The 13826-nt window shown below is 63.3% G+C and carries 12 protein-coding genes; 5 read left to right on the forward strand and 7 right to left on the reverse strand.

The features are described from left to right. Positions 1–376 precede the first annotated feature (376 nt). From ACU8YE_RS20485 to gcl, 4 genes are all read right to left on the reverse strand, one after another. Entirely contained in the window at positions 377–1696 is a 1320-nt protein-coding gene (locus ACU8YE_RS20485) for a glycerate kinase type-2 family protein (protein WP_316870547.1), read from the reverse strand. A gap of 77 nt (positions 1697–1773) precedes the next feature. Further along, entirely contained in the window at positions 1774–2745 is a 972-nt protein-coding gene (gene glxR / locus ACU8YE_RS20490) for a 2-hydroxy-3-oxopropionate reductase (RefSeq protein ID WP_446929460.1), read from the reverse strand. 566 nt (positions 2746–3311) lie between these two features. Then, on the reverse strand, positions 3312–4094 hold the full coding sequence (gene hyi, locus ACU8YE_RS20495) for a hydroxypyruvate isomerase (protein WP_343620425.1): 783 nt from the start codon (positions 4092–4094) through the stop codon (positions 3312–3314). A gap of 43 nt (positions 4095–4137) precedes the next feature. Beyond that, complete coding sequence (gene gcl, locus ACU8YE_RS20500; RefSeq protein WP_260803946.1) at positions 4138–5913, reverse strand: glyoxylate carboligase; 1776 nt, start codon at positions 5911–5913, stop codon at positions 4138–4140. A 345-nt stretch (positions 5914–6258) separates the two neighbouring features. On the opposite strand from gcl, the gene ACU8YE_RS20505 reads away from it, so the two are divergent. Together ACU8YE_RS20505 and ACU8YE_RS20510 are read left to right on the forward strand one after the other, a co-directional pair. Next, on the forward strand, positions 6259–7170 hold the full coding sequence (locus ACU8YE_RS20505; RefSeq protein WP_004628698.1) for a LysR family transcriptional regulator: 912 nt from the start codon (positions 6259–6261) through the stop codon (positions 7168–7170). Positions 7171–7282: 112 nt separating this feature from the next. Next, the gene (locus tag ACU8YE_RS20510) at positions 7283–7708 is read left to right on the forward strand and encodes a hypothetical protein (RefSeq protein WP_446929461.1); all 426 of its coding nucleotides are present in this window, start codon (positions 7283–7285) and stop codon (positions 7706–7708) included. Between the two features lie 3 nt (positions 7709–7711). Here the strand turns inward: ACU8YE_RS20510 and ACU8YE_RS20515 are convergent, their stop codons facing one another. The 3 genes from ACU8YE_RS20515 to ACU8YE_RS20525 are packed head-to-tail and all read right to left on the reverse strand — an operon-like array spanning position 7712 to position 10376. Beyond that, entirely contained in the window at positions 7712–8296 is a 585-nt protein-coding gene (locus ACU8YE_RS20515) for an IMPACT family protein (protein ID WP_446929462.1), read from the reverse strand. 6 nt (positions 8297–8302) lie between these two features. Beyond that, the gene (locus ACU8YE_RS20520) at positions 8303–8998 is read right to left on the reverse strand and encodes a GntR family transcriptional regulator (RefSeq protein ID WP_024977277.1); all 696 of its coding nucleotides are present in this window, start codon (positions 8996–8998) and stop codon (positions 8303–8305) included. A 37-nt stretch (positions 8999–9035) separates the two neighbouring features. Then, on the reverse strand, positions 9036–10376 hold the full coding sequence (locus ACU8YE_RS20525; protein WP_232041353.1) for a C4-dicarboxylate transporter DctA: 1341 nt from the start codon (positions 10374–10376) through the stop codon (positions 9036–9038). A 344-nt stretch (positions 10377–10720) separates the two neighbouring features. Between ACU8YE_RS20525 and alc the strand changes: the two genes are divergently transcribed. From alc to ACU8YE_RS20540, 3 genes are all read left to right on the forward strand, one after another. After that, positions 10721–11731, forward strand: a complete 1011-nt coding sequence (alc, locus tag ACU8YE_RS20530) for an allantoicase (RefSeq protein ID WP_232041352.1) — start codon at positions 10721–10723, stop codon at positions 11729–11731. Next, positions 11728–12255 (forward strand): ureidoglycolate lyase, encoded by a 528-nt coding sequence (locus tag ACU8YE_RS20535; RefSeq protein ID WP_232041351.1) that lies wholly within the window; start codon positions 11728–11730, stop codon positions 12253–12255. Before alc ends, ACU8YE_RS20535 begins: the two co-directional genes overlap by 4 nt. 92 nt (positions 12256–12347) lie before the next feature. After that, positions 12348–13622 carry a M20/M25/M40 family metallo-hydrolase gene (locus ACU8YE_RS20540; protein WP_446929463.1) on the forward strand — a complete coding sequence of 425 codons (1275 nt, stop codon included), beginning with the start codon at positions 12348–12350 and terminating at the stop codon, positions 13620–13622. Positions 13623–13826 lie beyond the last annotated feature (204 nt).

Raw genomic sequence — 13826 nt, forward strand, 5'->3', positions numbered from 1 at the left:
AGGGCAGGGTACGGCCACACAATCTGTGTGCTGTCCTAGTTGGCTCCGTTTGTTGCTGTGTTGCTCGCCTTGCTTCGCGTTGTGCTGTTGGTTCCTACTGCACTCGTGATCGACGGTTTGGCCCTTGACGTTCCTGCCCTAGATGGCGCCTTGAATTTCTGTTGCAGGGAGGAAAAAGGAAGGGAAACTGTCTGAGCGAAGCGAGTTTTTCCCTTCCCCTCCCTGCGACATAAATTCAAGGAGTCTTTCGCTATCTCGGGTGCGCATTTCTTTGCTTACTTTCTTTGGGCAAGACCAAAGAAAGTGAGTCAGCCCCGGCAGGGGATGAAACAGGGATGCACCAAAAACATCATTCCATCCCCGCATCCAGATCCACTCAGCCAGTAATCAAAACCGCCCGAAAATCATTCACATTCGTCCGCGTAGGCCCAGTCACAATCAAATCGCCCAACGCATCAAAAAACCCATACCCATCGTTGTTGTCGAGCAACTGCTTCGGCTTCAACCCAAGCGCTTCAGCACGCGCCAAACTATCCGGCGTCAACATCGCACCAGCGTTGTCTTCCGAGCCATCAATGCCATCGGTATCGCAGGCAATTGCGTACACACCGGGCAGGCCATCCAACGCCACACCCAGGGCTAACAGGAACTCGGCATTGCGCCCACCGCGGCCGTTACCGCGCACCGTCACCGTGGTTTCACCACCCGACAGAATCACGCACGGCTTGGTGAACGGCTGGTTGCGCGCCACGATCTGCCGCACGATGCCGGCGTGCACTTCGGCCACATCGCGCGCTTCGCCTTCAATGCTGTCCGACAGGATGTGCGCCTCGTAACCGAGCGCGCGTGCCTGCGCCGCCGCGGCTTCCAGTGCGTGCTGAGCCGTCGCAATGACATGGCTGCGATGGCCTTCGAAACGTGCATCGCCGGGCTTGGGTGTTTCGCCCGCGCCGGTTTCCAGATGACGGCGCACCGCTTCGGGCACGTCGATGCCGTATTTGTCGATCACGGCCAGGGCATCCGCGCAGGTGGTCGCGTCGGGCAGCGTCGGGCCGCTGGCGATGAGCGTCGGGTCATCGCCGGGAATATCGGAGATCAGCAGCGTCTCGACGCGCGCCGGTGCGCACGCCAGTGCCAGTCGCCCGCCCTTGATCGATGAGAGGTGCTTGCGCACGCAGTTCATCTCGCCGATGCTCGCGCCGCTTTTGAGCAGCGCACGGTTGACGGACTGCTTGTCGGCCAGCGTCAGGCCTTCGGCCGGTGCGGCCAGCAGGGCCGAGCCGCCGCCCGAGATCAGGCACAGGACGAGGTCGTCTTTCGTCAAACCTTCGAGCAGGCCGACCATGCGTTGCGCGGCACGTTGGCCGGCGGCATCGGGCACGGGGTGCGAGGCTTCCACCACTTCAATGCGGCCTTGCGTGCCGGGCGCGCGGCCGTGCTCGTAACGCGTGACGACCAGGCCAGACAGCTCGCCCTTCCAGTGCTGCTCCACCGCCTCGGCCATCGCCGCTGCGCCCTTGCCCGCACCGATGACGATGGTGCGGCCACGCGGCGGTTCGGGCAGGAATGCAGGCAGGCATTGCGCAGCGCTGACCGCAGCCACCGCGGTATCAAACAGGCCGTGCAGCAACGCGCGCGGCGACGGATTGGGCAAGACAGCGCGCAGGGCGGCCTGGGCAGACTGGTCGTGGTGCATGGCAGGAAGCGGGGAGACAGCAAAAAGAACTGCCGCCGCCCGAAGGCTGCGACAGTGCACACAACTTAGGCACGCATTCAGGCGATGTCGTGATTCGACATGATCTCGATCGCGCGGCACAGCGCCGAGTGGTCTTGCTTGCCCATGCCGTTGGCAGCGCAGGTGTTGAACAGCTCCTGTGCGGTGGCGGTGTTCGGCAGCGCCACGCCCAGAACCTTCGCGCCTTGCAGTGCCAAGTTCAGATCCTTCTGGTGCAGCTCGATGCGGAAGCCCGGATCGAACGTACGCTTGACCATGCGCTCGCCGTGCACTTCGAGAATGCGCGAGGCAGCGAAACCGCCCATCAGCGCCTGACGCACCTTTGCGGGGTCGGCACCGGCCTTCGACGCGAACAGCAGCGCTTCCGACACGGCCTGGATGTTCAGCGCCACGATGATCTGGTTGGCCACCTTGGTGGTTTGGCCGTCGCCGTTGCCGCCGACCAGCGTGATGTTCTTGCCCATCAGGTTGAACAACGGAGCCACGCGATCGAACGCAGCCTGCTCACCGCCCACCATGATCGTCAGCGATGCGGCCTTCGCGCCCACTTCGCCACCCGACACCGGAGCGTCCAGGTATTGCGCGCCGGTCTTGTTGATGCGGGCTGCGAAGTCCTTCGTCGCGATCGGCGAGATCGAGCTCATGTCGACGACGATCTTGTTGGCAGCAGCGTCCTTGCCGGCATCCTTCAGCGCCTTGGCGACGCCCTTCTCGCTGAACAGCACGGCTTCAACGTGCGGGGTGTCCGGCACCATGATGAAGATGATGTCGGCGCGCTTGGCGACTTCCTCGGCGCTCGTGCAGACCGTCACGCCGGCTTCCACCAGCGCGGCCGAGGCCGGGTTGACGTCGTGCACGAACAGCGTGTGGCCGGCGGCGCGCAGGTGGCCTGCCATGGGGGCGCCCATGATGCCGAGGCCGATGAAACCGAGGTTGAGATTGTTTGCCATGGTGAGGGATCTCCTTGGTTTGATGTTGGTGGTTTGCTTGTTTGAACCTTGGTGGTTCATCTCCCTTTCACCCCCTGCCGGGGGCGACTCACTTTCTTTGTCTTGCCAAAGAAAGTAAGCAAAGAAAGGCGCGCCCGAGATGGCGACCCCTTCCTTGAATTTGTGTAACCGGGCGGAGACGGGGAAAACTCGCTTCGCTCAGACAGTTCCCCGTCTTGCTTCCGCCCGCTTACACAAATTCAAGGCGCCATCTAGGGCAGGAACGTCAACGGCCGAACCGTTGGTGTGCGGGCCCAGGTGGCTCTTGTTTGTTGCTGTTGCTGCTCGCTTTGCTTCGCGTTGTGTTGCTGGTTCCTGCTGCACTTGCGATCGATGGTCTGGCCGTTGGAGCCCTAGATGGCGCCTTGAATTTCTGTTGCAGAGAGGAAAAAGGAAGGGAAACTGTCTGAGCGAAGCGAGTTTTTCCCTTCCCCTCTCTGCGACATAAATTCAAGGGGAAGTCGCCATCTCGGGCGCGCCTTTCTTTTGCTTACTTTTCTTTGGCAAGACAAAGAAAAGTGAGTCAGCCCCGGCAGGGGATGAAACCAGGGATGCACCACCCCCGCCGGAACAAGGCAAAAACCAAATCAAGCAACGTTGTGCGCCGCCCGCCAACCAAGACCTTCCACAGTCCCAGCCTTAGGCTTGTACTCACACCCAACCCACCCGGTGTACCCAATCTCATCCAACCAACGGAACAGGAACTGGTAATTGATCTCCCCAGTCCCCGGCTCATTGCGCCCAGGGTTATCCGCCAGCTGCACATGCTTGATCTTGTCCAGATGGCGTTTCAGCGTGCTCGCCACTTCGCCTTCCATCCGCTGCATGTGATAGATGTCGTACTGCACGTACAGGTTGGACGCGTCCACGTCGTTGATCAGGTCCAGCGCCTGCTGCGTGCGGTTCAGGTAGAAGCCCGGAATATCGAACGTGTTGATCGGCTCGATCAGCAGGTCGATCTTCTCGGCCTTCAGTGCCTTCGCCGCAAACCTCAGGTTCTCCACCAGCGTCTTGCGCGCAGCGTCTTCGCTCACGCCTTCGGGGCGAATGCCCACCAGGCAGTTGAGCTGTTTCACGCCGAGCACCTTGGCGTATTTGATGGCTTCGCCCACGCCGTCCTGAAACTCGCTCACGCGATCCGGCAGGATGGCGATACCGCGCTCGCCGCCGTCCCAGTTGCCGGCCGGCAGGTTATGCAGGACCAGGTCGAGCTGGAAGCGGTTCAGGCGATCGGCAATCTGGTCGGCATGAAACGCGTAGGGAAACAAGAACTCCACACCGCGGAAGCCTGCACGCGCGGCGGCTTCGAAGCGGTCGAGGAAGGCCTGCTCGTTGAAGAGCATGGTCAGGTTGGCTGCCAGCTTTGTCATGGTTTCTCCTGTTATCGGACGGTGAGGGAACGACGCGCCGTCTTTATGCGGTGACGCCTTCGGCTTCCGTGAGGGTGTCTTCCAGGTCGAGCACCTCTTCAAACTCGACCACGTTGTCGATCTCCGTGCCCATTGCGATGTTGGTCACGCGCTCGAGAATCACTTCCACCATCACCGGCACCGAGAACTCGGCCATCAGCAGGCGGGCCTGCGCGAAGGCGGGTTCGATGTCTTCGGGCTTGAACACGCGGATTGCCTTGCAGCCCAGGCCTTCCACCACCTTCACGTGGTCGACGCCGTAGCCGTTCAGCTCGGGTGCGTTGACGTTGTCGAAGGCGAGCTGGACGCAGTAGTCCATGTCGAAGTTGCGCTGCGCCTGGCGGATCAGCCCCAGGTACGAGTTGTTCACCACCACGTGGATGTACGGCACCTTGAACTGCGCGGCCACCGCCATCTCTTCGATCATGAACTGGAAGTCGTAGTCACCCGAGATGGCCACCACGTCGCTGTTGGGCGAGGCCACCTTCACGCCGATGGCGGCGGGAATCGTCCAGCCCAGCGGGCCTGCCTGGCCGCAGTTGATCCAGTGGCGCGGCTGGTTGACGGACAGGAACTGCGCGGCAGCGATCTGCGACAGGCCAATGGTCGACACATAGCGAACGTCGCGCGGGAAGTACTGGTTCATCTCGCGGTACACGCGCTGCGGCTTGATGGGCACGTTGTCGAAGTCAGAGCGACGCAGCATCGTGCGCTTGCGCTTCTGCACGTCGGCGTTCCAGCGCTTGCGGCACGGCAGCTTGCCGGCGGCCTTCAGCTCGCGCGCGACTTCAATGAACTTCTCCAGTGCCGCCTTGGCGTCCGACACGATGCCCAGGTCCGGCCCGAACACGCGGCCGATCTGCGTCGGTTCGATATCGACGTGGATGAACTTGCGGCCCTTGGTGTACACGTCGACGCTGCCGGTGTGGCGGTTGGCCCAGCGGTTGCCGATGCCGAACACGAAGTCCGACGCCAGCAGCGTGGCGTTGCCGTAACGGTGCGACGTTTGCAGGCCGACCATGCCGGCGTTGAGCGGGTGGTCGTCGGCCAGCACGCCCCAGCCCATCAGCGTCGGGACCACAGGCACGTTCACCAGCTCGGCAAACTCGACCATCAGCTTGGCCGCATCGGCGTTGATCACGCCGCCGCCGCACACCAGCAGCGGGCGCTCGGCTTCGCACAGCATCGCGATGGCGCGCTCGGCTTGGGCACGCGTGGCCGCGGGCTTGTAGACCGGCAGCGGGCTGTACGTGTCGGGGTCGAATTCGATTTCGGCGACTTGCACGTCGAACGGCAGGTCGATCAGCACGGGGCCCGGGCGGCCCGAGCGCATCAGGTGGAAGGCTTGCTGGAACACGCGCGGCACCAGCGCCGGCTCGCGCACGGTGACGGCCCATTTCGTGACCGGCTTGGCGATCGACTCGATGTCGACGGCCTGGAAGTCTTCCTTGTACAGGCGGGCGCGTGGTGCCTGGCCCGTGATGCACAGGATGGGAATCGAGTCTGCCCAGGCCGAGTACAGGCCGGTGATCATGTCGGTGCCGGCGGGGCCCGACGTGCCGATGCACACGCCGATGTTGCCCGGCTCCGCACGGGTGTAGCCCTCGGCCATGTGCGAGGCGCCTTCAACGTGGCGGGCCAGCACGTGGTCAATGTTGCCGGCGCGGCGCAGCGCCGAGTACAACGGGTTGATGGCGGCACCAGGCACGCCGAAGGCGGTGGTGATGCCTTCTTTTTCCATCACCGCAACTGCGGCATCAATCGCTCTCATCTTCGGCATGGGGTGTCTCCAGGAAGGGAAGGTGGGAATCAGTTGGAGCTGATCCTATTCCCGCATGCCGATATGGATAAACGCAGATTTCGTCAGTTGATTGCTAACTGAGAATACCGAATGGATTTGCGTGCTGCACCAATACCAAGGTAGCCAATATGCCGGAAAACCTTGAAATCAAAACGCTTTCAGGCGCTTTGGTGCGACGCAGCAATTGGGCGCGCCCCGCTCGCATCGATCACATCGGCGTCCACTATTTTTGCCATTCGTCACAGGTGATATGCGCCAGAAAGCCGCAATCCTGGTACGGAATGCTCACTAAAATGGTCAGACATTGCGAACTGGAATGATGGAATGGACAAGCTCAAGCAGATCGAAGCGTTCATCGCCGTGGTGGAACACGGCAGCATGGCCGCCGCCGCGCTCACGCAAGACGTGACGCCCGTCATGATCGGACGCCGTATCAACGCGCTGGAGGCCCGTCTGGGCGTAAAGCTGCTGCACCGGTCGACTCGCCGCATTGCGGTGACGGAGCAGGGCGCGGTCTTCATGGAACAGTGCAAGAAGGCGCTGGGCGAACTGGACCGCGCGGAGCTGCTGGTTGCCGAAGGCCGTCACAAGGCGACCGGGCACCTGATCGTCTCGGCGCCGGCTGCGTTTGGCCGCAAGCACGTCGCACCGCACGCCCCGGACTTCCTGCGTGCCAACCCCGACGTGCGCATCTCGTTCAACCTGACCGACCGCGTGGTCGACCTCGTGCGCGAAGGCTACGACGTGGGCATCCGCATTGGTGGCGCGATCGACCCGAACTTCGTGGCGATCCGCCTGGCGTCGAACAAGCGCGTGGTGTGCGGCACGCCTGCGTACTTCGCCAAGCACGGGGTGCCGCGCACGCTGGATGACCTCGCGCGCCATAACTGCCTCGCCTTCAACCTGCAGGGCGGTCAGCAGCGCGGCTGGTATTTCCAGCAGAACGGCAAGGCCGTCACCGTGAAGGTGAACGGCAACCTCGACTGCAACGACGGCGAACTGCTGCACCGCTGGATGGGTGAAGGCCTGGGCTTGGGCTGGCGCTCAACGTGGGAGATCCAGCCTGAGCTGGAATCCGGCGCGCTGATGACGGTGCTCGACGACTACGCGCTGCCCGACTACGACATCCTTGCCGTGTACCCGCAGCAGCGGCCGGTGCCGGCAAAGATCCGGTTCTTTATCGAGCACCTGAAGACGGTGTACGGGCAGGCGGGGTATTGGTCGCGAACGCGTTGACCGTGCGGAAATGGATGACGGTTCCTAAACTTGTCATCAGACGCATCGCGGGTGGCGCGCTCAATGCCGGAGACGGAAGATGCTACACAGAACTGCAGTTCTCGGCGCTCTCATGCTCAGCACCTCCGCCCTGGCGTGCGATCTGACCGGGCTTGAGCACCCGCTGGTGTTCTCGCCCGGCGAGTCTGCGCTGCCGACCGCCGAAATCCTGAAACTGGCGGAATGGGATTCGCAGCTCAAAGAAGATTTTCGCAGCGGCGGCAAGTACCGGGTGCGCTTGCGGGAGGCGTCGGAGCCTGCGTCCGACCCAGAACTGGCAGTGCTGCGCCTCAGAAGCATCCAGGCCGTGCTGGACGCTGTCGGAATCGAGGGCGAGAAAGTCGAGTCGTCCGAAGCCGATACGCATCTGCGTGCCGCTGAACGCGAGGGCGTCGCCCCGAAAATGCCGACCGCCGCCTACGTCGTTTTCCAACCGGACTGCCAGAACCCGTGTTGCCCGGGCTCTGCGCCCGCCGCTCTGCCCACTCCCGAGCGATAGGCGCTAGGTAATCACCACTCGCCCCTGCGTCAAATCCCGCAACGCGACCCGCGCGGCTGCCTCGCCCGTCACCGGCAACCGCACCGTGAGCGTGACACCTGCATCGTACGCAGCATCGACGAGCGTGTAGCTGCCATCGTCGATCCAGCGGCGGATACGGGCCTCATCGGCGTAATCCGTGGATAGGGTGAGCGTGGTGCTGGCGATGCGCTCCACGCGTTCGGCCTGCATGAGGGCGGTGGCGATGGCATCCGTGTAGGCGCGCACCAGACCGCCGGCGCCGAGCTTGACCCCGCCGAAGTAACGCACCACGGCGCCCAGCGTCCCATCCAGATCGTGATGGCGCAGCACTTCCAGAATGGGGCGCCCCGCCGTGCCGGAGGGCTCTCCGTCGTCGGACATGCCGGATTGGCCGCCCGCCAGGAGTGCCCAGCAGACGTGTGTGGCAGCGGGGTGTTCGGCGCGCAGGCGTGCAATCACGTCCATGGCGGCAGCCCGGTCATCAACCGGCACGGCCAACCCGATAAAGCGGCTTTTCTTGATTTCCAGCTCGGCGGAAACCGGCGCGCGCAGCGTGTACGTCGGCACGCGCGATCAGGCTAGGAGGGCGGCTACGAGATCCGTCGCGCGGCCGCCCGGCGATTCGAACTTGAGCGACGCCTCGGTGTGCGCCATGTGCTCTTCCATCAGGGCGATGGCGCCTTCCACGTCGCCGCGCTTGGCGGCATCCAGGAAAGCAGTGTGTTCGTCGGACGAACGCACGGCGTCGTACGTCGACTGGTACATCATCGTGATCACCGAGCTGCGGGCGGAAAGCTCATACAACATTTCCTTGAGCACGCTATTCCCCACCACGTCGGCCATCAGGAGGTGAAAGTCGGCCATCAGGCGATTGCGGCGCGGGACGTCAGACAAGTCGCCGCTGGCCGCCACCTTGTGCTCTTCGGCCAGGTGCTTCTCCAGCCGCTTGTAGTCGGCCGGCGTCGCTTTGGCGATGAACTCGCGCACCAGCGCGACTTCCAGCACGCGGCGTACGGCAAACACTTCGCGCGCCTCGGTTTCATCCGGCTTGGCGACGAACGCACCGCGATCCGGCTCCATGCGGATCAGCTTGTCCTTTGCGAGCATCAGGAGCGCCGCGCGAATCTTGGTGCGGCTGACGTGGTAGACCCGCGCCAGCGCCTCTTCGCGCAGCTTGGTGCCTGGCGGCAGCCGATGCGCGACGATCGCCTGGGCGATGTCGTCGGCAATGCCTTCGGAGGAGATGTCGGCGGCAGTGGTTTCGGTCATGGTGCCGATTTTACCGCCGTCCGACAGCAGCGCCGCTTCAGGCATGCGGCAGCGTGTGGGCGGCTTGTGCAGCCACACCGTGGCCGTGCGCAATCGCCTCGCCTTCTTCGGTGATGTCGATCTTGCCGTCGAGCACCGCATTGGCGCGCACGCGGTCGATGTCTTTCTCCCACGCGGCGATGACCACCGTGGCGACGCAGTTGCCGATCAGGTTGCCCAGCGCACGGGCAATGCCGATGAACCAGTCGACGGAGAGCACCAGCACCAGGCCGATCGCCGGAATGGCCGGAATGACCGACAGCGTGGCCGCCAGGATCACGATGGCCGAACCCGGAATACCGTGCGCACCCTTGGAGGTGACCAGCGCCACGCCCAGGATCAGCAGCAGATCCTGCAGCGCCAGCGGCGTGTTGGTCGCCTGCGCGATGAACACGGCGGCCAGCGTCAGGTAGATCGAGAACGCATCGAGGTTGAACGAGTAGCCGGTCGGGATGACCAGGCCGACCACCGAGCGCTTGATGCCCATCTTCTCCAGCTTGTTCATGATGGACGGCAGCACCGCGTCGGACGATGCCGTGCCCAGCACCACCAGCAGTTCGGCGCGCAAGAAGCGGATCAGCTTGAAGATGTTGAAGCCCGCCATGCGCAGGATGGTGCCGAGCACGACGAACACAAACAGTGCCACGGCCACATAGAACAGCAGCACCAGGAAGCCAAGCTGCTTAAGCGAGCCCGCACCGTACTTGCCGACGGTAAAGGCCACCGCGCCCAGCACGCCCAGCGGTGCCAGACGGATGATCACGGCCATCATGCGGAACAGCACATGCGAGAGCTGGTCGATCAGGTTGACCAGCGGCTTGGTCCGCTCACCCAGCAGCGACAGCGAGCAGCCGAACAGGATCGACACCAGCAGCACCTGCAGGATGTCGCCCTTCACAAAGCCGCTGACGAACGTATCGGGAATCAGCTTGAGGAAGAACGCTGCCACGCCGGTCGATTCCACCTGCTTGGCGGTCGTCATGTACGACGCCATGGCCGCCGGATCGAGCGTCTTCGGATCCACATTCATGCCGTGCCCCGGCCCGAACAGATAGGCCAGTGCAATGCCCAGCGCCAGCGCAATCGTCGTGACGATTTCAAAGTAGATGACGGCCTTGCCGCCTACGCGCCCGACCTTCTTCAGCTCGCCGGCGCCGCAGATGCCCACCACCACCACCGAGAACACGATCGGCGCGATCAGCATCTTGATCAGTTTCAGAAAGCCATCGCCGAGCGGCTGCAGTTTCTGCGCAAACTCCGGCGCCCAGATGCCAAGCGCGATGCCCAACGCCAGGGCAATCAAAACCTGCCCGAACAACGGGCGCGTAAAGCGTTGCATGGTGAATCCTCCTTTGGATTACTGGTGTCTCAAGCCGTGCCCAATCGTCTAATTCAGTTGGTTGCGATTGTCGTCACGGCCTTGTTTCGCTCGCTGCGTCGCAACAAATTGTCGCGATGAATTGTTGAGCGTTGACGGCATCATAGGCGATCCAATTTTTGTATGCAATTTTTGAATTCACATGCTAGGATCGACTCATGCAGTCCCGCGAAGCCTTGTGCTTCCGCCATTTACGCTGCACTTCCGGTGTTCCCATCGCTACAGTTTCGAGTGTCCTTACTCGCTGTTTTTGTTCGATGGGCCGGCCGTATAACATCCAGAGACAAAACACCAAGGAGTTCCACATGGCGATGCCCACGCTCGATCCGAACGCGCCGGATTTCACGCGCCGATATCCGAACCTGGCGGACCCCCGCCTTGGCGCAGAGGCTACGTTCGCGACCGACGAATTCTTCGCGCCGAAAGACCGCATGCTCAACCCCGAGCCGGCGGTGTTCATTCCGGGCAAATACGACGACCACGGCAAGTGGATGGATGGTTGGGAAACGCGCCGTCGCCGTAACGGCGGCTATGACCACTGCATCGTCCGCCTGGCCCGCCCCGGCGTCGTGAAGGGTGTCGATATCGACACGAGCCACTTCACCGGCAACTTCCCGCCGGCCGCTTCCATTGAAGCCGCTTATCTGCCGGATGGCGAACCGACCGAGGCCACGCAGTGGACTGAAATCGTTCCGTCGACCACGCTGCAAGGCAACAGCCACGCCTACGTGGCCGTGACGAACACGCAGGCCTTCACGCACCTGCGCGTGAACATCTTCCCGGACGGCGGCATCGCGCGCCTGCGCGTGTACGGGCAGCCGCAAGTCGACTGGAAGGGCGCGGATCGCACCAAGCTGTTCGACTTGGCCGCCATGGAAAACGGCGCCTATGTGGTTGAAGCCAACAATGAACACTTCGGGCCGGCCTCGCGCATGCTGATGCCGGGCCGCGGCGTGAACATGGGCGACGGCTGGGAAACGCGCCGCCGCCGCGAACCGGGCAACGACTGGTGCGTGATCGCGCTGGCCAACCCGGGCCGCATCCGCAAGATCGAAGTCGACACCGCGCACTTCAAGGGCAACTTTGCTGACCGCGTTTCCATCCAGGCCGCGCGCGTGGTGGGCGGCACAGACAGCTCGCTGAAGACGCAGGCGATGTTCTGGCAGACGCTGCTGCCCGAGCAGAAGCTGCAGATGGATCTGCAGCACTACTACGAAGCGGAAATCGCCGACCTCGGCATCGTCACGCACGTGCGCTTCAACATGTTCCCGGACGGCGGCGTGTCGCGTCTGCGCCTGTGGGGGGTGCTCGAATGAGTCAAGAGACCGCAGCACGCATTGCGCTGACCATCGAGCCGCTCACGCGCGAAGCCTTCGCGCCGTTCGGCGACGTGATCGAACTGGACGGGGCCAAGCAATTCCCCATCAACCAGGGCACGACCATCCGCTTTCATGACCTCGCCAACGTGGACGTGGGCGAGGGCGGCCGTGCGCTGATCAGCCTGTTCCGTGGTCAGCCGCGCACGCTGCCGTTTGAGGTCAAGATGCTGGAGCGCCACCCGCGTGGCAGCCAGGCCTTCATCCCGCAGAACGACAAGCCGTATCTGGTGGTTGTGGCGCCGGCCGGCGAGCTGGACCCGTCGAAGTTGCGCGCGTTCGTCTCGCGCGGCTGGCAAGGCGTGAACTACGCGCGCGGCGTGTGGCACCACCCGCTGCTGGCCCTGGGCGAGGTGAGCGATTTCCTCGTCGTCGATCGTGGTGGCGAAGGCCACAACTGCGACGAGCAAGACCTGGCCGAATCGGTGTGGTTGACCGCCGAGGCCATGCAGGCCGCGCTGTAAGCATCGCGTCATCGGTACCGATCCTGAGCCCCCGCACAACGGGGGCTCAGTCACTTTCAATCTCCGTCCTACCCAATCAGCGAGACATCGACATGACCCAGGCCCAACTTGCCAACCCCGGCATCGATTCGGACATCCGCGCATTTGTCGACGCCGCGCACGCACAGCAGATTGATTTCCTGCGCGAGCTGGTGAAGGTGCCGTCAGACAACCCGTCCGGCGATTGTGCCCCGCATGCCGCGCGCGCCAAGGCGCTGCTGGAGGCGCTGGGCCTGACGGTCGAGGCACATGCCGTGCCCCAGGCGCAGGTGCGTGCCGCCGGCATGGTCAGCGCCACCAACCTGATTGTGCGGCACAGCTTCGGCAGCGGCGGCCCCACGATCGCCATGAACGCACACGGCGATGTCGTCCCGCCAGGCCTGGGCTGGACGCACGACCCATACGGCGGCGAGATCGTCGAGACCGAACACGGCCCGACCATGTTCGGCCGCGGCGTTGCGGTGTCCAAGTCCGACTTCGCCACCTACACGTGGGCGCTGCTTGCACTGATCGAAGCGGAAAAGCGCGGTGCCAAATTCAACGGCACGGTCGAACTGCATTTCACGTACGACGAAGAAACCGGCGGCGACATCGGCCCGAAGTGGCTGCTGGATCAAGGCTTGAGCAAGCCCGATTACGCCATCTCCGCTGGCTTTGCGTACGGCATCACCTCGGCGCATAACGGTTGCCTGCACGTGCAGGTGACGGTGCGCGGCAGGCAGGCGCACGCCGCCATGCCGCATACGGGCATCGATGCCATCGAAGCGGCCACGCATATCCTGCAGGCCGTGTATGCCTATCGCGCGGAACTCGCAACGCGCAAATCCGCCGTGCCGGGCATCGACCACGCAACGCTCAACGTCGGGTTGATCCAGGGCGGCATCAACACCAACGTGGTGCCCGATCTGGTGACGTTCCGCGTTGACCGCCGGATGATTCCTGAAGAGGCCGGCCGCGATGCGGAAGGCGAACTGCGCGCGGTGATCGAGCGTGCGGCGGCAGAGCGGCCGGGGATCGAGGTTTCGGTGGAACGCATCCTGTTGGCCGAGCCGCTTGCCGAACTACCGGGCGTGGAGGCGCTGATTGGCGCGCTGCGACGGAATGCGTTGGCGGTGTTTGGTGGCGATGTGCCGGTGCATGGCGTGCCGCTGTATACCGACGCACGGCATTACACGGCGCATGGCGTGCCGACGGTTCTGTATGGCGCGGGCCCGCGTACGTTGATGGAAGCGCGGGGACACAACACGGATGAGAACCTGCGGTTGAATGATCTGCGGGGTGCGACTGTGGTGGTGGGGTGTGCTGTGGGGGAGTTGTTGGGCGGGTGATTTGGGGTTGTTTTGGTTTTATGCCTTGGTGGTCCATCCCTGTTTCGTTCCCTGCCGGGACCGACTTACTTTTCTTTGTCTTGCCCAAAGAAAGTAAGGGCGGTTTCAAGCCCCAAGTGCAACAGCGGGGTCAATGACGATTCCCTGCTTGGCGCAGTTCTCAATAAAGGCTTCTGCTGGAGTGCGCCAGCCGAGGGTTTTACG

The sequence above is a fragment of the Ralstonia sp. VS2407 genome, assembly GCF_052950655.1.

Excerpts from the sequence above, each read along its gene's own strand:
- ACU8YE_RS20485 (WP_316870547.1), bottom strand. The coding sequence starts at position 1,696 with ATGCACCACGACCAGTCTGCCCAGGCCGCCCTGCGCGCTGTCTTGCCC.
- ACU8YE_RS20525 (WP_232041353.1), bottom strand. The coding sequence starts at position 10,376 with ATGCAACGCTTTACGCGCCCGTTGTTCGGGCAGGTTTTGATTGCCCTG.
- ACU8YE_RS20520 (WP_024977277.1), bottom strand. The coding sequence starts at position 8,998 with ATGACCGAAACCACTGCCGCCGACATCTCCTCCGAAGGCATTGCCGAC.
- glxR (WP_446929460.1), bottom strand. The coding sequence starts at position 2,745 with ATGAACCACCAAGGTTCAAACAAGCAAACCACCAACATCAAACCAAGG.
- ACU8YE_RS20535 (WP_232041351.1), top strand. The coding sequence starts at position 11,728 with ATGAGTCAAGAGACCGCAGCACGCATTGCGCTGACCATCGAGCCGCTC.
- ACU8YE_RS20505 (WP_004628698.1), top strand. The coding sequence starts at position 6,259 with ATGGACAAGCTCAAGCAGATCGAAGCGTTCATCGCCGTGGTGGAACAC.
- gcl (WP_260803946.1), bottom strand. The coding sequence starts at position 5,913 with ATGCCGAAGATGAGAGCGATTGATGCCGCAGTTGCGGTGATGGAAAAA.
- ACU8YE_RS20510 (WP_446929461.1), top strand. The coding sequence starts at position 7,283 with ATGCTCAGCACCTCCGCCCTGGCGTGCGATCTGACCGGGCTTGAGCAC.
- ACU8YE_RS20540 (WP_446929463.1), top strand. The coding sequence starts at position 12,348 with ATGACCCAGGCCCAACTTGCCAACCCCGGCATCGATTCGGACATCCGC.
- hyi (WP_343620425.1), bottom strand. The coding sequence starts at position 4,094 with ATGACAAAGCTGGCAGCCAACCTGACCATGCTCTTCAACGAGCAGGCC.
- alc (WP_232041352.1), top strand. The coding sequence starts at position 10,721 with ATGGCGATGCCCACGCTCGATCCGAACGCGCCGGATTTCACGCGCCGA.